Annotated in this window: 27 protein-coding genes; 19 read left to right on the top strand and 8 right to left on the bottom strand. The window is 40.3% G+C overall.

The window, feature by feature from the left end; genetic code table 11:
* The 10 genes from QMF79_RS07095 (at position 1) to QMF79_RS07050 (ending at position 9,546) form a co-directional block, all read left to right on the top strand.
* Positions 1 to 429, top strand: a complete 429-nt coding sequence (locus tag QMF79_RS07095; protein WP_281773281.1) for a nitrate reductase cytochrome c-type subunit — start codon at positions 1 to 3, stop codon at positions 427 to 429.
* A gap of 11 nt (positions 430 to 440) precedes the next feature.
* On the top strand, positions 441 to 1,043 hold the full coding sequence (locus QMF79_RS07090; protein ID WP_281773280.1) for a NapC/NirT family cytochrome c: 603 nt from the start codon (positions 441 to 443) through the stop codon (positions 1,041 to 1,043).
* A 101-nt stretch (positions 1,044 to 1,144) separates the two neighbouring features.
* Complete coding sequence (gene modF / locus QMF79_RS07085) at positions 1,145 to 2,593, top strand: molybdate ABC transporter ATP-binding protein ModF (RefSeq protein WP_281773279.1); 1,449 nt, start codon at positions 1,145 to 1,147, stop codon at positions 2,591 to 2,593.
* A gap of 196 nt (positions 2,594 to 2,789) precedes the next feature.
* Positions 2,790 to 4,154, top strand: coding sequence for an adenylosuccinate lyase (gene purB, locus QMF79_RS07080; RefSeq protein ID WP_281773278.1), 1,365 nt, complete (start codon positions 2,790 to 2,792; stop codon positions 4,152 to 4,154).
* Positions 4,155 to 4,161: 7 nt separating this feature from the next.
* The gene (locus QMF79_RS07075; RefSeq protein WP_281773277.1) at positions 4,162 to 4,689 is read left to right on the top strand and encodes a GNAT family N-acetyltransferase; all 528 of its coding nucleotides are present in this window, start codon (positions 4,162 to 4,164) and stop codon (positions 4,687 to 4,689) included.
* Between the two features lie 9 nt (positions 4,690 to 4,698).
* The gene (locus QMF79_RS07070; protein ID WP_281773276.1) at positions 4,699 to 5,499 is read left to right on the top strand and encodes an amino acid ABC transporter substrate-binding protein; all 801 of its coding nucleotides are present in this window, start codon (positions 4,699 to 4,701) and stop codon (positions 5,497 to 5,499) included.
* 74 nt (positions 5,500 to 5,573) lie between these two features.
* Entirely contained in the window at positions 5,574 to 6,245 is a 672-nt protein-coding gene (locus QMF79_RS07065) for an amino acid ABC transporter permease (protein WP_281773275.1), read from the top strand.
* Between the two features lie 18 nt (positions 6,246 to 6,263).
* The gene (locus QMF79_RS07060; RefSeq protein WP_281773316.1) at positions 6,264 to 7,016 is read left to right on the top strand and encodes an amino acid ABC transporter ATP-binding protein; all 753 of its coding nucleotides are present in this window, start codon (positions 6,264 to 6,266) and stop codon (positions 7,014 to 7,016) included.
* The gene (locus QMF79_RS07055; RefSeq protein WP_281773274.1) at positions 7,016 to 8,341 is read left to right on the top strand and encodes an MmgE/PrpD family protein; all 1,326 of its coding nucleotides are present in this window, start codon (positions 7,016 to 7,018) and stop codon (positions 8,339 to 8,341) included. The genes QMF79_RS07060 and QMF79_RS07055 overlap by 1 nt, the downstream gene beginning before the upstream one ends.
* An 8-nt stretch (positions 8,342 to 8,349) precedes the next feature.
* Positions 8,350 to 9,546, top strand: a complete 1,197-nt coding sequence (locus QMF79_RS07050) for an amidohydrolase (RefSeq protein WP_281773273.1) — start codon at positions 8,350 to 8,352, stop codon at positions 9,544 to 9,546.
* On the opposite strand, the gene mpl is transcribed toward QMF79_RS07050, so the two are convergent.
* On the bottom strand, positions 9,481 to 10,845 hold the full coding sequence (gene mpl, locus QMF79_RS07045) for a UDP-N-acetylmuramate:L-alanyl-gamma-D-glutamyl-meso-diaminopimelate ligase (protein ID WP_281773272.1): 1,365 nt from the start codon (positions 10,843 to 10,845) through the stop codon (positions 9,481 to 9,483). The two genes, QMF79_RS07050 and mpl, sit on opposite strands and share 66 nt — an antisense overlap.
* Positions 10,846 to 10,977: 132 nt before the next feature.
* Positions 10,978 to 11,715: a glutathione peroxidase gene (locus tag QMF79_RS07040; RefSeq protein ID WP_281773271.1), complete on the bottom strand. Its 738-nt coding sequence runs from the start codon at positions 11,713 to 11,715 to the stop codon at positions 10,978 to 10,980.
* Positions 11,716 to 11,837: 122 nt separating this feature from the next.
* On the opposite strand from QMF79_RS07040, the gene oxyR reads away from it, so the two are divergent.
* Positions 11,838 to 12,728, top strand: coding sequence for a DNA-binding transcriptional regulator OxyR (oxyR, locus tag QMF79_RS07035; protein WP_281773270.1), 891 nt, complete (start codon positions 11,838 to 11,840; stop codon positions 12,726 to 12,728).
* 18 nt (positions 12,729 to 12,746) lie between these two features.
* The gene (fabR, locus tag QMF79_RS07030; RefSeq protein ID WP_281773269.1) at positions 12,747 to 13,361 is read left to right on the top strand and encodes an HTH-type transcriptional repressor FabR; all 615 of its coding nucleotides are present in this window, start codon (positions 12,747 to 12,749) and stop codon (positions 13,359 to 13,361) included.
* A 26-nt stretch (positions 13,362 to 13,387) separates the two neighbouring features.
* Here fabR and rsmC read toward each other — a convergent pair whose 3' ends face one another.
* Positions 13,388 to 14,374 (bottom strand): 16S rRNA (guanine(1207)-N(2))-methyltransferase RsmC, encoded by a 987-nt coding sequence (gene rsmC, locus QMF79_RS07025; protein WP_281773268.1) that lies wholly within the window; start codon positions 14,372 to 14,374, stop codon positions 13,388 to 13,390.
* Between the two features lie 80 nt (positions 14,375 to 14,454).
* Between rsmC and QMF79_RS07020 the strand changes: the two genes are divergently transcribed.
* Positions 14,455 to 14,862 carry a DNA polymerase III subunit psi gene (locus tag QMF79_RS07020; protein ID WP_281773267.1) on the top strand — a complete coding sequence of 136 codons (408 nt, stop codon included), beginning with the start codon at positions 14,455 to 14,457 and terminating at the stop codon, positions 14,860 to 14,862.
* Between the two features lie 73 nt (positions 14,863 to 14,935).
* On the opposite strand, the gene QMF79_RS07015 is transcribed toward QMF79_RS07020, so the two are convergent.
* A complete protein-coding gene (locus QMF79_RS07015) occupies positions 14,936 to 15,358 on the bottom strand; it encodes a DNA polymerase III subunit chi (RefSeq protein ID WP_111312907.1) in 423 nt (140 codons plus the stop codon).
* 202 nt (positions 15,359 to 15,560) lie between these two features.
* A complete protein-coding gene (locus tag QMF79_RS07010; protein WP_111312906.1) occupies positions 15,561 to 16,013 on the bottom strand; it encodes a DIP1984 family protein in 453 nt (150 codons plus the stop codon).
* A 110-nt stretch (positions 16,014 to 16,123) separates the two neighbouring features.
* Between QMF79_RS07010 and lysM the strand changes: the two genes are divergently transcribed.
* The 4 genes from lysM to secB all read left to right on the top strand — a co-directional run bounded on the left by lysM (position 16,124) and on the right by secB (position 19,097).
* Positions 16,124 to 16,567 carry a peptidoglycan-binding protein LysM gene (gene lysM, locus QMF79_RS07005; protein WP_111312905.1) on the top strand — a complete coding sequence of 148 codons (444 nt, stop codon included), beginning with the start codon at positions 16,124 to 16,126 and terminating at the stop codon, positions 16,565 to 16,567.
* 163 nt (positions 16,568 to 16,730) lie between these two features.
* Positions 16,731 to 18,032 (top strand): trigger factor, encoded by a 1,302-nt coding sequence (tig, locus tag QMF79_RS07000; protein ID WP_281773266.1) that lies wholly within the window; start codon positions 16,731 to 16,733, stop codon positions 18,030 to 18,032.
* 114 nt (positions 18,033 to 18,146) lie between these two features.
* Complete coding sequence (locus QMF79_RS06995) at positions 18,147 to 18,590, top strand: rhodanese-like domain-containing protein (protein WP_119222166.1); 444 nt, start codon at positions 18,147 to 18,149, stop codon at positions 18,588 to 18,590.
* Positions 18,591 to 18,599: 9 nt separating this feature from the next.
* Positions 18,600 to 19,097 (top strand): protein-export chaperone SecB, encoded by a 498-nt coding sequence (gene secB / locus QMF79_RS06990; RefSeq protein ID WP_040218284.1) that lies wholly within the window; start codon positions 18,600 to 18,602, stop codon positions 19,095 to 19,097.
* Positions 19,098 to 19,151: 54 nt separating this feature from the next.
* On the opposite strand, the gene QMF79_RS06985 is transcribed toward secB, so the two are convergent.
* Positions 19,152 to 19,499 carry a RidA family protein gene (locus QMF79_RS06985; protein WP_005707078.1) on the bottom strand — a complete coding sequence of 116 codons (348 nt, stop codon included), beginning with the start codon at positions 19,497 to 19,499 and terminating at the stop codon, positions 19,152 to 19,154.
* A gap of 7 nt (positions 19,500 to 19,506) precedes the next feature.
* Positions 19,507 to 19,899 (bottom strand): helix-turn-helix domain-containing protein, encoded by a 393-nt coding sequence (locus QMF79_RS06980; protein ID WP_111427722.1) that lies wholly within the window; start codon positions 19,897 to 19,899, stop codon positions 19,507 to 19,509.
* 128 nt (positions 19,900 to 20,027) lie between these two features.
* Between QMF79_RS06980 and QMF79_RS06975 the strand changes: the two genes are divergently transcribed.
* Both QMF79_RS06975 and QMF79_RS06970 read left to right on the top strand, forming a co-directional pair.
* Positions 20,028 to 20,303 carry a DUF805 domain-containing protein gene (locus QMF79_RS06975; protein ID WP_119222161.1) on the top strand — a complete coding sequence of 92 codons (276 nt, stop codon included), beginning with the start codon at positions 20,028 to 20,030 and terminating at the stop codon, positions 20,301 to 20,303.
* A 3-nt stretch (positions 20,304 to 20,306) separates the two neighbouring features.
* Positions 20,307 to 20,723 (top strand): hypothetical protein, encoded by a 417-nt coding sequence (locus QMF79_RS06970; protein ID WP_281773265.1) that lies wholly within the window; start codon positions 20,307 to 20,309, stop codon positions 20,721 to 20,723.
* Positions 20,724 to 20,800: 77 nt separating this feature from the next.
* On the opposite strand, the gene QMF79_RS06965 is transcribed toward QMF79_RS06970, so the two are convergent.
* Positions 20,801 to 21,096: aminotransferase class IV (locus tag QMF79_RS06965; RefSeq protein ID WP_281773264.1), on the bottom strand; the 296-nt coding region annotated here is incomplete at its 5' end.

Here is a 21,096-nt window from a genome sequence, read left to right as displayed (position 1 = left end):
ATGAAAAAATTCCTTGCTGTAATGCTTGTCACCCTTTCGGGTGTGGCTTTAGCAGATGCCCCAAAAGTGGCAAATAATATTGAAGGTGCGGCAGAAAGCATTGCCCCAGCCTTTACCACCCCTCCTAAAGATGTGGGTAATATTCCGATTACTTTCCCACACCAACCGCCACTCGTGCCACATAGCATTCGTGGTTTACAAGTAACTAAAAATGCCAACCAATGTTTGGGCTGCCACTCACCTGATGTTGCTCCAACTACAGGTGCTCCACGTGTGCCAGAAAGCCATTTCTTAGATCGCGATGGCAAACGCACGGAAGGTACATCACCGCGCCGTTACTTCTGCTTACAATGCCATGTGCAGCAAGCAAATGTAAACCCAATTATTCAAAATAAATTTGACACTATTCGCCAGGCACAAAGCAAATAAGGAGCAACGAAATGATTAAAAAAATTTGTACTTGGTTTCGTACGCCGAGTAAATTAGCAATTGGTACATTGATTATTATCATCGGCGTTGGCACTTTAATTGCCTCAGCTGGCTTTAACAAAGGGATGGAAATGACCAACACCGAGCAGTTCTGTTCTGACTGCCATATGAACGATGTTGTGCCTGAATATCAAGCCTCGATTCACTTCAGCAACCGTTCTGGCGTGAAAGCGGTTTGTTCAGACTGCCACGTACCACACGAATTTGTACCGAAAATGATCCGTAAAATGCAGGCTTCTACTGAAGTTTTGGCACACATCACAGGTAAAGTGGACACCAAAGAGAAATTCGAAGCACACCGTCTAGAAATGGCAGAACGCGAATGGGCACGTATGAAAGCCAATAATTCAAAAGAGTGCCGTAACTGCCACAACTTTGATGATATGGACTTCACCCAACAAAAAACCGTGGCACAGCAAATGCACGCTTTGGCACAAGAGCAAAACAAAACTTGTATCGACTGCCACAAAGGGATTGCTCACCATCTTCCACATATGGAAAAAGTCCAAAAATCTTTCATTCCTGAAGATATGATTAAGGAAGAGAAAAAATAGGCCTAAACGCTTAAAACAACAAGCGGTTCAATTTGGTAAAAGTTTTACCATTTTGAACCGCTTTTTGTTAAAGTGAACAAAAACAGAATGAGAATAACACTATGCCACAACTTCGTCTCCAAAATGCCACCTTTCCACTCGCCCAACGAAAAAAACTGAACATTGAAAATCTAACGATTCAAGCCAATGATTTCTGGGCAATTGTGGGCGGCAATGGTTCGGGAAAATCTGCCTTGGCTCAGGCATTATGCGGGAAAATTCCTTGCTCGGTTGACGAGCTGCAAAATGATTTTCAACGCATTGCGATGCTCTCTTTTGAGCAGCAACAGAAAATAATGGAAGCGATTTTTAATGATCGCAATAACGATACCGTAAGCCCTGATGATTTTGGGCTAACCGCTTGCCAAGTGATTTTAGCGGATGCAAAAAATGAAAACCTATGTCAAGAATATGCAGCAAAATTAGGGATTACTTCGCTGCTTGAACGCCCATTTATGCGACTTTCTACGGGTGAGAGTCGCAAAGTACTGTTTTGCCAAATGTTGGTTAGTGAGCCTGATTTATTGATTTTGGATGAGCCCTTTGAAGGGTTAGATCAAGCCTCTCAACGTTATTGGCAGCAATTAATGATGGAAATTCGCAAGAAAATGACGGTAGTACTGATTGTTAATCGTTTTGGAGATATTCCTACTTGTGCAACTCATATTGCTCTGTTGGATAGTCTGCAGCTGATTTTGCAGGGTAAAAGGGCGGACGTTGAGCAACAAGCGGTCTATTCTCAGCTAAAATTTGCAGAAGAAAATGTGTGCGCACCGCTGCCAGAAAGCCTCTCGACAAAAGAGAAAATAGAGGGGAATCCGTTTGAGCTAGAAAATGTGACCATTCAATATGGCGAACAGAAGATTATTGATCGTTTAACTTGGACGGTAAAACCGCAGCAGCATTGGTGGATTAAAGGCCCGAACGGTGCAGGGAAATCGACCTTGCTTTCGATTATCACGGGCGATCATCCGCAAGCCTACGCAAATAAAGTTAAATTGTTCGGTCGTCAGCGCGGAACAGGCGAAACCATTTGGGATATCAAAAAGCATATTGGCTACGTGAGCAGCCAATTGCATATGGATTACCGCGTGAATTGCTCTGCGTTGGAAGTGATTGTCTCGGGCTTTTTTGACTCCATCGGCGTTTATCAACGTATTCCCGAAAGTGTGCGAATGAAAGCGATGGAGTGGCTTACTCGATTAAACTTACAAAGCCTTGCCAAAACACCATTCCGTTCCCTCTCTTGGGGACAACAACGGTTGTTGCTGATTACACGGGCGATGATCAAACACCCGCCCATTCTGATTTTAGATGAACCACTGCAAGGTTTAGATGGGTTAAATCGCCAACTCGTGAAGCAATTTATCGAACAGCTGGTACAAAATAGTGAAACACAGTTGCTATTTGTTTCTCACCAAGATGCTGATGCACCAAACTGCTTAACCCATTTACTGGAGTTTGTGCCGAGTGAAGCGGGCTATGTTTATAGACAGGCAGAATTGGGTTAATTTTTTCAGGTTGAATTTCTTATCATTGAAGGGCAGAGATGCCCTTTATTATTTCTACTTCTCTTCTTAGTATCTTTTTTACCTTTCCTTCATATAACTTTATGGAATATTATGGCTAGATAAATTATTAGATTGGTATAAAAAAGATTTATAGAATCAAGCCATTCCAAAATTTATTTAGTAAAGGTAAAACAAAATGGCTGCTCACGTAATTGATTTTCTAACCCTTGGTAATAACTTTGGTACGCCTGAAATGCGTGCTGTTTGGTCGGAAGAAAATCGCTTACGTCAACAAATTGAAGTTGAAGTCGCACTAGCAAAAGCGGAAGGCGAACTGGGTGTTATTCCTGTAGAAGCGGCAGAGAAAATCGCAAAATCTGTAGATGCTAATGCGCTCGATTTTAATCAACTTGCAGATGAAGCTGTCAAGTTAAAGCATACCTTTATGGCAACCATCAATGCGTTGCAACGCCAATCTGGTGAAGCGGGTGAATATATTCATTATGGTGCAACCACCCAAGATATTGTGGATACCGCAACCGCTATTCAATTAAAACAAGCCTTTGATATTGTGCAACGTGATAGCCGTTTAGTGGCACAAGCCTTAAAACAACTGGCAAAAAAATATCAATATTTACCAATGGTGGGGCGCACGCACGGAATGCAAGCATTACCGACAACTTTTGGTTTTAAACTGGCGGTGTGGCTAGATGAGTTTGTTCGCCATTTACAGCGCTTAAATGAAATTCGTGAACGTGTTTTAGTGGGCAATATTAGCGGCGCAATTTGTACATACGCTTCTTTTGGTGAAAAAGGCCCAGAAGTGGAGGAGCGAGCGTTAACGCTACTTGGCTTAAATACACCGAATATTGGCTGGCAAGCAGCACGCGATCGTTTCTCTGAATATGCTTCAGTCGTGGCGTTAATTAGCGGTACTTTAGGTAAAATCGCTAATGAGTTTTACAACTTAATGCGTACCGAAATTAACGAAATCGAAGAGCCGTTTTCAGCAGGAAAAATTGGTTCTTCCACAATGCCACACAAGCGTAATCCTGCGGCACTAGAGGGAATGGCTAGTTTAACCTCACCGATTTTTAAAAGCGTTGCCCTTATTCACGAATCTATGCGTGTAGAGCACGAGCGTGATGCGATGAGCTGGCGCGCAGAATGGATTGCTTTGCCAGAAATGAATATTTATCTCTCTGTGCAATTACAAATTGCCCTTGCGGTTTTGAAGGGAATGAAAGTGAATGCCGCTCAAATGATGAAGAATTTAGAGTTACAAAACGGTTTACTTCTTTCCGAAAAAATTATGTTTGAATTGGGAAAAAAATTAGGAAAACAGACCGCTCATCACCTTGTTTATGAATGTTCAATGCAGGCTTTTGAACACGAGCAATCATTTAAAAAAGTACTTTTGGAAAATGAAGCAATTAAAGCGGAATTTAGTGAAAAAGAAATTTCTGAGTGGCTCATTTCACAAAATTATTTAGGGAGTGCACCTGAAAAAGTGGATGTCGTTATTCGTTATGCAGAGCAGTCTGGCTTGTTAGAGGAATAATTGCGATATGGAAATTCGAGCACTAGAGAGAGAAAATGCGGAAGTCTACCAAAAGTTACTGCATCAGGCTTATCGCCCCGTTTTAGATTTAGGTATTCATTTTGCGGCTGCAACGGCAGATTTAGCCACGATTTCACAACATTTACACACAAATTTGGTTTTTGGCGGTTTTATTCAAGGTAAGCTGGTTTGCTCGATAAGTTTGCGTTTGCCTTGGGGTAATAATCCTGGCCCTTTTGGTGTGCCGCATATCGGCTGGCTTGCTACTCATCCTGACTATAAAAAACGGGGCTTAGCCATACAGCTATTAAACTGGGTGGAAAAGCACATTTTATTACAGCAGCTTAAAGTGCCTTTTGTAACCTTAGGTACTGCAGAAAATCATCCTTGGCTTTCTCAGTTTTATTTAAGCCAAGGTTTTGAAGAAGTAGGGCGTGCAGACTTAATTGCAGATCATACAACGATTTATTATCGCAAAATTCTAAACCAAACTTTATTTGAAGATTATCAACAACATCATACCCAAAAAAATTAGGAGATCATTATGTCTTTTAAAACTACCGCAATCACTACTTTAGTTGCAGCCACTTTTATTCTTGCAGGTTGTGATGAAAAGCAAGCAGAAACTGCAAAAGCTGAAGCCACTAATAAAGTACTTAAAGTTGGCTCTACAGGACAAAGTTATCCAAATGGCTTCAAACAAGAAGGAAAATTAGTCGGCTTTGATGTCGAAACGACCGAAGCAATTGCTAAAGAGCTGGGTTATACAGTGGAGTGGACGACGGCAGAATTTTCGGGCCTAATGGGGCAGCTTGATTCAGGTCGTTTAGATACGGTGGCGAATGCCGTGGCAATTACAGATGCACGCAAAGCAAAATATCACTTTACCCAGCCTTATAGCTACTACGGTAGCCAAATTGTGACCCATAAAGATAATGCAGACATCAATACTTATGAAGATCTTAAAGGCAAAACGATTTCAGGTGTGTTGGGCTCAAACCATTTAAAAAACCTTCAAAAACAATTCCCAAATGACGAAGTCAACGTAAAAACATACGAAACTCGAGATGGCGCAATGTATGACCTTGTTTATCAACGTGTAGATGGCTACGTAAACTCTAAACCTATTTTATTAGCAGAAATTAAACGCGGTAATTTGCCTTTTAAATTAGTGGGCGAGCCGCTTGTGATTGAAGAAGTAGGTTTCCCATTTGAGAAAAATGAGAAAGGTGAAAAATTAAGCCAAGAGTTTAACCAAGCAATTCAAAAACTAAAAGAAAATGGCACATTAAAATCACTTTCCATTAAATATTATGGCGAAGATATTACTGAACCAAGTAAATAAAATACTCTCCCTTTATTTTTAAAAGGGTGAGTGCAAGCGGTTATTTTAGACGAAATTTTTACAAGGTAAACCTAATGAATTTTGATTTTAGCTATTTTGTTTCTGTGTTTCCAGAGATTATTACTTATCTACCTACTACACTCTTTATTACAATTATTTCGATTGTTATTGCTATTATTGTTGGTTTATTTATTGCGTTAATTCGAGTGCAAAAAGTGTTGGTTGTAGATAGTTTACTTGCGTTATATATTTCATTATTTCGCGGTATGCCAACGGTAGTGTTACTTTTTATTATTTATTATGGTTTACCTCAATTATTTCCAAGCCTGAAAGGGATTTCAGCGATGGCTGCGGCATTATTATGCTTTAGCCTGAAATATTCTGCTTATCTTGCTGAGATTTTCCGTGCGGGTTTGGAGTCTGTCGATAATGGTCAGCGTGAGGCAGGGATGGCAATGGGTTTATCGCTTACCAATATTTATCGCCATATCGTTCTGCCACAAGCCTTTGTAAATGCTTTGCCAAGCACAGGGAATATGTTTATCTCGCTATTAAAAGATTCATCTGTAGCCTTCTTTGTCGGCGTGCCAGAATTATTGTCGGCAGGTAAATTGATTACGGCAGAATCTTATAAATTCTTTGAAACCTATTTAGCCGTTGGCATTATTTATTGGTTGATAGTAGTGCTTTATTCTTGGGCACAAAAATGGTTAGAAAGCATTCTCTCTTCCCCTTATAAACGTTAAGGAATTAAGATGACTACAATGATTTCAGTTGAAAAACTTACCAAATCTTTTGGTAAAAATACTGTGTTAGATAATATTGATTTATCTATTCAAGAAGGGGAAGTGGTTACTATTATTGGTCCATCTGGTTCGGGTAAATCTACGTTATTACGTTGTTTGAATTTATTAGAAAAACCAGATAATGGAATAATAAAAATTGCAGAAACAGAATTAGATGTAAAACATCATTCTAAAAAAGAAGAGTTGGCTTTACGCAATCAATCTGCAATGGTTTTTCAAAGTTATAATTTATTTAAAAATAAAACAGCATTGGAAAATATTACACTTGCACCTTTAGTAAACCAAAAATTAAATAAAGCCAAAGCAACGGAGCTTGGTTTAAGTTTACTAAAACAAGTTGGGCTTTCAGAACAAGCCAATCAATATCCCGTTACCCTTTCAGGCGGGCAGCAACAACGCATTGCGATTGCACGTGCACTTGCGGTAAAACCAAAAGTATTGTTGTTTGATGAGCCAACCTCAGCGCTTGATCCAGAACGCGTGAATGAAGTTTTACAAGTTATTCAGCAGTTGGCAAAACAAAAGATCACAATGGTGATCGTGACCCACGAAATGGATTTTGCGAAACACGTTGCCGATCGGATCATTTTTATGGCAGATGGGCATATTGTTGAGCAAGGGCCGGCAAAACAAGTGATCGATTTTCCACAGCAAGAACAAACCAAACGTTTTGTTCGTCAATTTGCAGATCCAGTCGAGTTTTATATTTAATGAATGCTTTTGATTTTGCCGAGCAGATTTTATCCATCCCGCTGATTACCGACTCTGCGACATTAAAAAAAGCACAGCAAGGCATAATGGATTATTTTGCAGCAAGCCTTCAAGCTCGCAATCACAAAAAATTGCAAGATTTTAAAGCGTGGATAAATCAAGAAGGCGGTAATCCACAAGCTTGGCTTATTGGGCAAAAGCAAAAAGCAACCGCGCGCCAAGCTGCACTATTTAACGGTTTTCAAGCCCATTTATTAGATTATGACGATGTGCATTCTGATGTTCGAGGGCATCCTTCAGCAGTTATTTTAAGTGCATTGTTTGCCTCGCTTTCTTCTGAAAAATCGTCTTTGGTAAATAGCCAGCGTTTTTTGACCGCTTACATTATTGGCGTTGAAGTGATGGCACGTTTAGGAAAAGCGGTAAATCCTGCCCATTACTTAAAAGGCTGGCACAGCACAGCAACCCTTGGCGGAATTGCGGCAACCTGTGCGATATGTTACTTGCATAAAAAGGATTTTTTGGCTCAAGCCATTGCATTAGCTGCTACTCAAGCATCAGGTATGCGAATGGTTTTTGGCTCTCCCATTAAAGCGTTGCACGCAGGAATGGCAGCACAATCTGCGATTCAAGCGGTGGAGTGGATAGAGGCAGGATTATCGCTTGAGCAAAATGCTTTTGATGAAAATATTGGTTTTTTTGCTCTTTTTACAGAGAAACGTTCTCCTCAAGCCTTGCTTGAAAAATGGGGCGAAAATTGGCAAATCGCTCAGCTCTGGTTTAAAACTTATCCTTATTGCTCAGCAGCAGCGGGCATTGCGGATTCATCCTATCAGCTTAGCGAAGAATTGGATGATCCTAATGAGATTGAGAAGATTGAGCTCTTTTTTCATCCAAATGCAGATGCTGCATTGATTTATCGAAGGGTTCAAAAACCAAGTGAAGGGCGTTTTTCTGCGGAATATCTGGTGGCAGCCATTTTGTTCGGTAAAACGCTCGATTTTCAGCACTTTGAACAAGCAGAATGCGAGCCTGATATTTGCAAATTGATGACAAAAATCGATCGCTTGTATCAAGCAACGCCCGAGAATAAAAGAGCAGTTATCATTGTGATACGGTTAAAAAACGGTGCAATTTTACAAGCACAATCTGATTATCCTAAAGGCAGCCCAATGAAGCCTTATTCTGATGAAGAACTCAGCCAGAAATTGGCTCAAGCAATAAATAACGAAGCCATTTATCGCGATTTCTCTCAATCCCTTTCTGCTTTACCAGAAGGCGTTGAAATGAACGCATTTATTCAAGCCTACCAATCTATTTTGTGAGAAGCAGTATGGAAAAATTACACCAGTTAACCCAACAATACCAAGAGCTTGATGAGTTCTTACGCCAATTTCGTCAAGAATGTCACCGTTTTCCTGAGCTTTCAAATGAAGAGTTTGAAACGACTGCAAAAATTAAAAGTGAGTTAGAAAAACATCACATCACGATTTTAGATTTACCATTGAAAACGGGGTTAGTTGCCGAAATCAAAGGCGCAAAAGTGGGTAAAACAGTGATGTTACGTTCAGATATTGATGCCTTGCCTATTTGGGAAGAATCGGGCGTGCCTTTTAGCTCTGAGCGAGAAGGCGTAATGCACGCTTGCGGTCACGATTTCCATCTTTCAGCAGCATTAGGGGCGGCTATTTTGCTTAAACAGCACGAAAATAAGCTAGAAGGCACCGTTCGAATTCTTTTCCAAGCGGCAGAAGAAACAGGATTGGGCGCACTGAATGTGTTAAAAGCAGGGGCATTAAAAGGTGTAGATGCGATTTTCGGCTTGCATAATGATCCTACCTTACCTGTTGGTATGCTTGGCACAAAGTCGCACGCACTCACTGCGGGTGTGGATCGTTTTGAAGTTCATATTCACGCGAAAGGTGCGCACGCTGCTCGCCCGCAAGATGGAAAAGATCCGATTATTGTATTAGCTCAGGTTATCAGCAGCGTACAAACTATTATTAGCCGTAATGTGGCGACCCACGAAAATGCGGTAGTTTCCATTACCCACGTGCAAAGTGGTAACACTTGGAATGTGATTCCTGATAGTGCTTATTTAGAAGGGACGGTGCGAACCTTTAATGCTGAAATTCGCACGCAAATTGAGCAACGTTTCCGCACCCTTTTAGCCGGGATCTCTGCGGCTTTTGAAGTTTCCATTGAACTAGAATGGCACGCTGGCCCACCATCGGTGAATAATGCCGAACAATGGGTTCCACTTACGCTAGAGGTTGCACAAGCGGTCGGTTTTGAAGCAAAAATTGTCGAAGCTAGCCCAATTGGTGAGGATTTTGCCTTTTATCAACAAGAAGTACCAGGTGTATTTGTGATGGTTGGCTCTGGAGGTCCTTATGCATTGCATCACCCTAAATTCCGTGTTGACGATGATGTTTTATTTCCAACGGCTTATTATTTGGCGGAATTAGCCATTCAATTTCTCAATCAATTTATGATGAATGCCACCAAAAGCACCGTTGCTCATCACTAAAATATGATCGCCCGATTTTGCTTCTTGAGCGATCATTTTAACAAGTTCATCAATACTTGCCGACCATTTAGCTGGCTGAGTTAATGTATCGGTAATTTGGCTCACTTTCCAAGGAATGGTATCGGGCTGATAAATAAAGACCGCTTGCGCATCGTGCAAACTTGGGGCGATGTCATCTTTATGCACTCCCATTTTCATTGTGTTGGAACGAGGCTCTAATACCGCGATAATGCGGGCATTTTTGCCGATCTTGCCGCGAAGTGCATCAATTGTGGCTTCAATTGCGGTTGGGTGATGGGCAAAATCATCGTAAACGGTAATGCCGTTTACCTCGCCTTTCACTTCCAAACGGCGATTGGCATTGATAAATGTTCTTAGCGCTTTGCAAGCCCCTTCAACACTTACGCCTGCGTGTTGTGAGGCAGCAATTGCCATTAATGCGTTGTGCATATTATGGCGACCGATGATATTCCAATGCACTTCACCCGCTTTCTCACCAAAATGATAAACCTCAAATTGTGAGCAATCTGCATTCAATGGTTTGGCAAACCACTCTTTGCCTTTGCCAATCGCTTGCACTTCGCTATATGTGCCCATTTTGAGGGTATCTTGCGCGTTTTTGTCATCATTTGCAGCTAAAATGCGTCCTTCGCTTGGAATGGTGCGAATAAGGTGGTGGAACTGGCGTTGAATCGCGTGTAAGTCCTCGAAAATATCGGCGTGATCGAACTCGATATTATTGATAATCAAGGTTCTTGGCGAATAATGTACGAATTTCGACCGCTTGTCGAAAAAGGCAGAATCGTATTCGTCCGCTTCAATCACGAAGAATTTGCTTGAACCTACGCGTGCTGAAATGCCGAAATTGCCGGCAACGCCACCGATTAAAAAGCCTGTGTCGATTTGGTTTTGATCTAAGATCCATGCAAGCATTCCCGTGGTGGTTGTTTTTCCGTGTGTGCCAGAAACAGCAAGCACCCAACGATCTTTAAGCAGATGATCGTGTAGCCATTGCGGGCCTGAAGTGTAATGAAGTTGATTATTTAGCACGTATTCCACGCAAGGATTACCACGGCTCATTGCATTACCAATCACGACGAGATCCGGTGCGGGTTGGAGTTGATCCTCATCATAGTTAGGGATAATTTCAATGCCGTGTGTTTCTAAAAAGGTGCTCATTGGCGGGTAAACATTGGTGTCTGAGCCAGTGACTTTGTAGCCCAGCTCGCGTGCGATCATCGCCACACCGCCCATAAATGTGCCACAAATGCCGAGAATATGGATGTGTTTTTGGTTCATTGGGGTCTCTTTTAATCGAACAAATAATGCTAACAGTCCCTCTCTTTGCTAAAGAGGGGGGATTAGATGGAGTATAACAAAAAAGGCTAAATTCCCGAAGAATTTAGCCTTTTCGCTATAAAGCTATTTCAATTATTTTACATCGAAATATGCTTGTAAATCGTCGCTACCGCCAATGTGTTTACCACCGATGAATACTTGTGGAACAGAAGTACGACCAGTAATTGCACGTACAGAAGTGGTTGATGCGTCTTTACCTAATACGATTTCTTCGTATGGTAAGCCTTTCACTTCTAATAACGCTTTCGCTTTTGAACAGAATGGGCAGCCAGGTTTAGTGATGATTGACACTGATGGTTTTGCTTCCCAAGATGGGTTTAAGTATTTGATCATTGTGTCTGCATCAGATACTTTGAACGGGTCGCCTGGTTCTTGTGGTTCGATGAACATTTTTTCAACTACGCCGTTGTTCACGAACATAGAATAACGCCATGAACGGTCGCCGAAGCCTAAGTCGTTTTTGCTTACTAACATACCCATACCACGAGTGAAATCACCGTTGCCATCTGGAAGTACAGTAACGTTTTGACACTCTTGGTCTGCTTTCCACGCGTTCATTACAAAAGTGTCGTTTACTGATAAACAAACGATTTCATCTACACCTAATGCATAGAATTCTTTTGCTAATTCGTTGTAACGTGGTAAGTGAGTTGATGAACAAGTTGGGGTAAATGCACCTGGTAATGAGAAAACAACTACTTTTTTGTTGTTGAAGATTTCATCTGTAGTCACATCAACCCACGCATCGCCTTGACGCGTGTGGAATGTTACTGAAGGAACTTTTTGACCTGTCATATCTTTTAAAGACATATTTTTTCTCCAAAAAAATAAATAAGAATTAAAAATCGCACGCATTTTACAGATAAATATGCCATAATTCATCTTATTCTATTGATAGGTAAGATTTATAAATAAGTAAGGAAAAGGTTATCGTGAACATTCGAGATCTGGAATATTTAATTTCATTAGCAGAGTACAAACATTTCCGCCGTGCTGCCGATGCGTGTAATGTGAGCCAGCCGACATTAAGCGGTCAAATTCGCAAATTAGAAGACGAATTAGGCACGATTTTACTTGAACGTACTAGCCGCAAAGTGCTTTTCACCCAAGCAGGTTTAGCATTGGTGGATCAAGCCAAATCTGTATTACGTGAAGTGAAGGTGTTAAAAGAGATGGCAAGTAATCAGGGCAAAGAGATGTCGGGGCCGCTTCACGTAGGCATTTTACCTACACTTGGTCCATACCTTTCACCCATTATTGTGCCCGCAATGAAAGAAGCCTTCCCAGAGCTTGAGCTTTATTTATACGAATTGCAAACCTCTCAAATGGTAGACCAACTCTCTGCAGGTCAGCTCGATTGTGGTATTTTAGCTTTTGTTAAAGAAAGCGAGCCTTTTATCGAAGTGCCACTTTTTAACGAAGAGATTTTGCTTGCTGTATCAGATAAGCACGAATGGGCGAAAGAAAAACAACTGCCGATTTCGGTTTTAAAAGATAAAGAACTACTTTTCTTAGATGATGGGCATTGCCTACGCACGCAAACGCTAGATTACTGCTTATCGGTTGGTGCGAAAGAGAGTGCCCATTTTAAAGCGACCAACTTGGAAACACTCCGCAATATGGTGGCAGCCAATGTGGGCATTTCACTGATTCCAAAATTTGCTGCAAAAGACACAAGCGGTGTGAAATATATCTCATTTTGCAATCCAACACCATTCCGCGCGGTTGGCTTAATTTATCGCCCAGGTTCACCACTTCGCACCCGTTATGAACGCCTTGCCAAAGGTATCGAAGAAGTGATGAAAAAACAAGATGTTGAATAATCGACACAGAGATAAAAAATGAGTCATGTAGGCATTCGAGCACAACAAAAAGAGAAAACCCGCCGTGCCCTTGTAGATGCGGCGTTCAACCAATTGAGTGCCGAAAAAAGTTTCAGCAACTTAAGTTTGCGGGAAGTCGCACGAGAGGCAGGCATTGCCCCAACCTCGTTTTACCGCCACTTCAAAGATATGGACGAATTGGGATTGGCAATGGTAGATGAATCAGGCCTAGTACTCCGTCAGTTAATGCGTCAAGCTCGTAAACGTATTGAGAAAGGCGGCAGCGTGGTTGCCCTTTCGGTTGAAACTTTCTTTGAACTGATTAACGACCGTCCAAACGTTTTCCGCTTATTATTGCGTGAAAGTTCAGGTACATCACAAGCCTTTCGTACCGCAGCTTCGCGTGAAATTCAGCATTTTATTGCAGAACTTACTGACTACATCTTAATGAAAAGCCCTGAATTAGGGCGTGAAATCGCTCATATTCAAGCAGAAGGTTTGGTCACTCTTGTTTTTACTGCAGGCTCACACGCTTTAGATATGAGCAACCAACAGCGCGATGAACTTAAAAAACGGGTGATGATCCAACTCCGAATGCTGATGCACGGTGCATCCGCTTATGTCAGAAAATAGGGTGTTATTTATACACCCTGTCTGGCTTAATTTCGTGCTGAATAAACCTTAAACTTGGTCGATTTCTCTACCACTTCGTGCTTGCCGAATGCACTGTCTAGTAAGGCTGGATAAGGCAAAAAGGCATTCGCTACAATGCGTAATTCTCCACCTTTGGTTAAATGGTTTTTCGCTTGTAAGATCAAATTTTCGACCGCTTGATAAGCTGTATCCACGCCATCGTGGAACGGTGGGTTGGAAACAATCAGGTCAAATCGCCCTTCAATATGCGAGAACACATCGCTTGCCAACACTTCGCCTTCCAATGCATTTTCCGCCAAAGTACGTTTACTTGACGCAATTGCCATTGCGTGAATATCGCTCATCGTCAGCTTAATTTTCGGGAACTGTTTTTTCAAACTCGCCCCAATTACGCCAGCCCCACAACCTAAATCCAACACTTTGCCTTTTAATCCATCAGCTTTATGGAAGGTGGAAAGTAACAGCTTTGTGCCGCCATCCAATTCTGCCGAGCTAAACACCGCGGGCAAAGCAGAAATCGTTAAATCGTTGAGTACGTAGCTTTTCCAGAATTTTTTTGCATTGAAAGTCGGCACGTTTTGTAGCTCAAAATGGTACAAACCACAGCGACGAGCCGAATCAATTTTGGCAATATTGCCGAACGGTTCGAGCATTTTTTCCACCGAACGCACGCCTGCACGGTTTTCGCCAATAATCAACAGTTCTTGCCCAACTTCTGCTTGAGCCAGCCATTCTAACAATTGATATTGGCATTCCTGCTTGTTCTTTGCCCAATAATACACAGCCAAATCTGCTTTTTTGGTATTTTCTATGCCAAATTCGACCTCTTGTCGTGAATAGGCATAATCAAAATAGCTACTAAACACAGTAATATTTTTGGTATCTTTTAAACTTTGGGCAAAATCGTCACGTACATAACCGAAAAATAGTACCGATTTTTCAGCAAACAGAGGCAAATGGCGAGCTAATACCTCGCTTTCAAGAGAGAACATAATTTCCTTTCCTTTAAAAATAATTTCCGCATTTTACCCAGTTTTGCTACTATTCCCTATCAATTTTTTGCGAGAACAAGATGAATAGACGAGATTTATTATTGCAAGCAATGGGCGTGACACAATGGCAGTTGGTTAAGCCCCAAGTACTTAAAGGCGATGCTCAAATTCGGTTAGATCAAGCGGTCAAATTAGTAGTGATTTGTGAAGAAGAACAACAAAAAAGCAGGCTTTTTCAAGACTTGCTTTTTGCACTTTCATTGCAATCGAATGAATTTTACTGGGTAAATTACGAGCAATTTCATCGAATCCGTTTCGAACATAAGCCATTTTTCTTGGTGGTAGAAGCCGAAGAGCAAGCGGTCAGAATTCAGGAAAAATATGCGAATCAGCTGCAGTTACATGTCGAAAATTGGGCAGAATTGTTGAAGCCTGAAAGTAAAAGGAAGTTGTGGAAAGGATTGGATATGGCGTTTAAACACCAATAACTTTTGACTTGCTCAAGAGTTCGTTGTATGAATTCTCTTTTATTTTACCATTGAATCTTAGTTCACATTGATTTTATGAAATTTGCTCAGTTAAGAGTTGCCAGCCTTGTTGACGATATTGCTTGTAACGCTCACGGGCTTGAGCTTTTTCAGTTTCGTCTACAGGTACAAATTCAATCACTTGATTAAAACTTGTCACAAATTCAGGAATTTGTGTTTGCAAGCTAATCAACAAATCTCGGCGTTGAGCGTTTCGTTTACCTTTCCAGCTAATTTCAATAGGCGTTGGATATTGTGTCGCTTCGCCCGAAAGATTGTGCGGTACAAAAGAATCAGGCTCCCTTGCCCACAGTAGTTCATCAATTTCAAAGGCTTGTTGCTCAGTTTCACATGTAATCAATACACGCTTGCCAAGTCTCCATGCTTTTGCTGCTAAATCACACGCTTGTTCGTGAATATTATCTTTGTTTAAAACGTAAAATTGAGCCTGTTTCACTACTATTTCCTACTTAAAAATCCCCTAACCCACCCTTCCAATTCAATCAATACGTGGTAGTACAAAGTACGCAATCACAATAAAAAGTCACTTGTACGGGGCTACACGGTATGAAGTGAAACTGCCCACGGTTTCTGCTTTTATTAATTGCTATGCCTTAAGCGAGGTTGTATTCGCTTTGAATTGGAATGCCTGATTTTATCTAAATCTCACTCAACCAATTCGCCTGTTGAATTTGAGTATCTAACTGGCGGTGTTGTTTCGCGATTTCATCAATTTGCTTGCGGATATTTTTCACGTCAATTGCCGCAAGGGTTTTGATTTCGCTACGACTGTAGCGGTCAAAGGTTTGAGTAGCAGCATCCGCAAGATTAATTAGCGTGTTATGTTCGGCTTTCAAACGATCACGTTTTGCCAATGCTTCAACCATCAATTGTCCGCTTTCAAGTTGAATACGGTTGTTGGCTAAATTGATTTTAACGATAAGCTGCTCAAGTTTTGTTGCCGCTTGGCGATATTCTGCTAATAATGCTTCTGGTGATTCTGCAGGTTCTTCGCCCTCTTGATATTGGGCATTTTGGTTTAAACGTTGTTTTAGTTGTTCTAAACGGCATTGTAAATCGGCACGTTCAATTAAGGCTTCTGCTAATTTCATAGTGTGTCCTTGAACTAAATAAATTTACAATACTCTAACACAACACTTACACTATTTCGATAAAAATAGTGGTAAGATCGCATCACTTTTATTTATTTTAAGGAGTTATTATGGGTTTATTTGATTTTGTTGGCGACATTGGTCGTAAATTATTTAATAAAGAAGAAGACGCATCAAAAGCGGTTACTGAACATTTAGCAGAAGACAATCCTGGTATTGAAAACGTGCAAGTGACAGTTGAAAATGGTGTGGCAACTGTATCTGGTGCAGCAACGACAGCCGCAGCGATTGAGAAAGCGGTGTTAATGGCGGGTAATGTAGCAGGGATTACTTCTGTCAATATTGATAATGTTCAGCTTGCAAGCGGTGAAAAAATTGGTGCGGATGACGAATTTTATGTGATCCAAAAAGGCGATAGCTTATGGAAAATTGCAGAAAAGGCTTATGGCAACGGAGCAAAATATACGGCTATTTTTGAAGCAAACCGTGAAGTGATTAAAGATGCGGATAAGATCTTCCCAGGTCAAAAAATCCGTATTCCAAAAGGTTTATAATTTCATTTAATATAGAAAAACGGAGAAAATTTTATTCCTCTCCGTTTTTTTATTTTATGTATTAAATCCCCTTGCATTGTTAGTGCTTGCAAGATATGGCTTTGAACGTTACAATGCCTGTCTATTTATCTATCTTTTATATGCTCACCATTGAGGTTTAAGAATGTCAATTTCTATCGAAACTTTAGAAGGCTTACAACGCCGTGTAACAATTACCGTAGCTGCAGATAAAATCGAAGCAGCTTACAAAGAACAGTTAAAAGGCTATGCGAAAAACGCTCGCGTAGACGGTTTCCGTAAAGGTAAAGTACCTCACTCAATTATTGAACAACGTTTTGGCGTGGCAGCTCGTCAAGAAGTGTTATCTGATGAAATGCAACGTGCATTCTTTGATGCCGTTATCGCAGAAAAAATCAACCTTGCAGGTCGTCCAACTTTCACCCCAAACAACTACCAACCAGGTCAAGAGTTCTCTTTCTCTGTTACTTTTGAAGTGTTCCCAGAAGTAGAATTAACAGGCTTAGAAAACATTGAAGTTGAAAAACCAGTGGTTGAAATCTCAGACGCAGATTTAGACAAAATGGTTGATGTTTTACGCAAACAACAAGCAACTTGGACAGAAAGCCAAGAAGCAGTGAAAGCAGAAGATCGCGTAACAATTGATTTCGTAGGCTCTGTAGATGGCGAAGAATTCGAAGGTGGTAAAGCAACTGACTTCGTACTTGCAATGGGTCAAGGTCGTATGATCCCTGGTTTTGAAGAAGGTATTGTAGGCCACAAAGCGGGCGAGCAATTCGATATTGATGTGACTTTCCCGGCAGAATACCATGCTGAAAACTTAAAAGGTAAAGCAGCGAAATTTGCGATTACCTTGAAAAAAGTAGAAAACATCGTATTACCTGAATTAACTGAAGAGTTCGTGAAAAAATTCGGTAACGCAAAATCAGTAGAAGATTTACGTGCAGAAATTAAGAAAAATATGCAACGTGAATTAAACAACGCAGTCACTGCACGTGTGAAAAACCAAGTAATCAATGGTTTAATTGCACAAAACGATATCGAAGTGCCTGCAGCAGCAGTAGCGGAAGAAGTGGATGTATTACGTCAACAAGCGGTTCAACGTTTCGGCGGTAAACCAGAAATGGCAGCACAACTACCTGCTGAATTATTCGAAGCAGAAGCAAAACGTCGAGTTCAAGTAGGCTTATTACTTTCAACGGTAATTGGTGCTAACGAATTAAAAGTGGACGAAGCACGCGTTGAAGCGATGATTGCAGATATTGCATCAGCTTACGAACAACCTGCTGAAGTGGTGGAATACTACGCGAAAAACCGTCAATTAACTGAAAATATCCGTAACGTGGTATTAGAAGAGCAAGCGGTTGACGCAGTATTAGCGAAAGCGAAAGTGACTGAAAAAGCGATGTCATTTGACGAGTTAATGCAATCACAAGTTCAAGCCTAATCTTTAAAGCCGCTCCGCTGTGAGCGGTTTTCGTGTACAAGCGGTTTGTTTTCGCAAAACTTTTGCAAAATCTGACCGCTTGATTTGCATTATTTGCAACCAAAGAGAGGATTTATGGACTTAACGTTTACTCAACAACTTCAACAATTTATCGGAAATCATCCTTTGCTGATTGCAGCGTGGGTGGCAGTATTTGTGATTACCCTTTATACTTTATTCAAAGGGGCAACCAGCAAATTCAAAGTGATTGAAAATGCTGAAGCTGTTCAGTTGGTGAATAATAAAGAAGGCGTGTTCTTAGATGTGCGTACTGATGATGAATTTCGTAAAGGACACATTGTAGAAAGTCACTTAATTCACCCAAGCGATATCAAAGAGGGAAAAACCACTGCAATTGATAAATTTAAAGCTCGTCCAGTAATCGTGATAGATGGTAACGGTTTTGGTGCAACTAAAATTGCAGAACAGCTTGTTAAGCACGGTTTCGAGAAAGTTTATGCACTGAAAGAAGGTATGATGGGCTGGAAAGCAGCAAATCTGCCAACAGTAAAAAAATAAGGAAATATTATGGCTGAAGAAAACAAAGTTGCTGAAGCAACAGAACAAGAAGCACAACAGTTTGAATTCCAAATTCAACGTATCTATGTAAAAGATGTTTCTTTTGAAGCACCTAACCTACCAAATATCTTTAACCAAGAGTGGGCACCAAAATTAGATTTTGAACTGGATACTGAAACGCGTGAATTAGGCGAAAATCTTTACGAGGTAGTATTACATATTAATGTTTCAACTACATTAGAAGGCAGTGGCGACACCGCATTCATTTGTGAAGTAAAACAAGCGGGTGTATTTACCATCAAAGGCTTAGAAGGATTACAATTAGCACATTGCTTATCTGCACAATGCCCAGAAATCCTCTACCCTTACGCTCGTGAATTAATCGCAAGCCTAGTAAACCGAGGTACATTCCCAGCATTAAATCTTTCTCCAGTAAACTTTAATGCATTGTTTGCGGACTACCTTGAACGTTTAGAAGCAGAGTCTGAAGAAACTACTACAAATTAGTATTGTAAAAGCCATTTAACTTTCATGTTAAATGGCTTTGATTTATTGGAAAGGCTAAGCAACAGCAGCTGTTACCACAATCTCTACTTTCCAATTTGGATCGGCAAGTCTTGCTTCAATTGCTGCACGAGGTGGGGCATTATTCTCAGCAACCCATTCATCCCACGCTCGGTTCATTTCCGCATAATCGCCCATATTTGCCAGATAAACGGTTGCCATTAGAATTTGGCTTTTATCTGTACCCGCTTTCGCAAGAAATTTATCAATCTCGCCCAATACTTGTTTAGTTTGCTCGTAGGCATTTTTGCTTGCGTCGGTTGGTACTTGTCCTGCTAAATACGCGACACCATTGTAAATCGCTACTTCTGAAAAACGATGGCTGACATCAATTCGTTTAATCATATTTTCCCTATTTTGCTTTTAACAACTCAATAATCTCTTTTAATGCCACAATTTCCGCATCTTTTTGAGCTAATAACGTATCTTTCATTGTCAGTAAACTATTTAATTTTTCATTTTCAGCAGTTAATACTTCATTAGTACCGAAATGACTGTTAGTTAAGTTATAAGAATTATCGCCACCTACCGCAAAGAAAATCGATCTATCCTTACAAGTAATCAATTCACCCATATCAATATTAAACACATTCGCAATTTGCTGTAATTTATCTAAATTAATACTGCTTTGTCCACGCTCAATTTTGGCATATCCATTCGGTGACATTGAAAGTTTCTCCGCCATTTCTTCTTGCGACCATTGATTGATTTCTCTCATTACGCGAATTTTATCGTGGACTTCCATTTTATTTCCTTAAAGTGTGGTTTTTATACCTTGAAGGATAGTTTTCAACTGTATTGGTTGGTGGTTAAAGTGTTAGCAACAGTATAGCATGTGCCACTACTTTTACAAATTATAATAGGAGTTGAACAATGCGTATAAGTCGTACAAATTATGCAATACTAACAGTTTTAAATACAGGCTTATTTGTAATAATAGGCAACTTGGCGTATGCACCATTTATTTTTTTAGCTTTACTATTATTTGCTCAATTTTACCTGGTTATAGGTAGGTTAAAAGATATGAATGCTAGTCCTTTTTGGTCCATATTAACATTATTACCTTTTGTTAGTTTTGTTTTGATGTTTCCAAAAGGTACTCAAGGCATTAACCAATATGGTGAAGATCCACGAGTAAAGGGGAATTAAATAATGCATAGCGATAGTATTTATCAGGCTGTTATCATAGGTTTTGCTACAGTATTTATGGCGGGGGCTATTTATATAGCCAGTAAAATTGGAAAAGGAATAAATAAGGTTAAAGAAATTAAATACCAACTAGATAATGAAATTGGTAAGGTAGATTATGTTGTGGAGAAAATTTCTTATATAGATATTAATTCTAAAGTAGGTAAAGTAGAATTTATTGAATTCTATTTAGACCCAAATTATGAAAGTGCTTTTTATTCTATTTCACCTGAAAAGTTAAAGTATCTGTGCCCCAAATTAGAGAACTTAATAAATAAGTTTGAGCAAAGTGAATCTAGTTATGGACATAAATATGCAGAAAGAAGTTTTTTCATTGGAGACAAATTGATCTTTAGTTGGAAAAATGAAGCTAAAATTTAACCATTTTGATTTTAGTAAAACGACAGCAGTCTAGTTTGTAAAAGATTTTACAAATTAGACCGCTTTAGAGTAATAGATTATTCTACTTTCACAATCCAGCCTTTAGGTGCTTCGACATCACCGAATTGGATGCCTGTTAATTCGTTGTAAAGTTTACGTGTTGTAGGGCCTACTTCAGTTTCTGAATAGAATACGTGGAAGTTGCCTTTGTGTTGGATACCGCCAACAGGGGTGATCACTGCTGCGGTACCGCACGCACCTGCTTCTGCGAATTGGTCAAGTTGATCGATATAAACATCGCCTTCGATTGTTTCCATGCCTAAACGCTCTTTTGCGATATGTAAAAGAGAGTATTTGGTAATACTTGGTAAAA

The sequence above is a fragment of the Pseudohaemophilus parahaemolyticus genome, assembly GCF_938021905.1.
Classification (GTDB): Bacteria; Pseudomonadota; Gammaproteobacteria; order Enterobacterales; family Pasteurellaceae; genus Haemophilus_A; species Haemophilus_A parahaemolyticus_B.
Note: the sequence above shows the minus strand (reverse complement) of the source record. Positions and strands in the feature narration are given on the sequence as shown.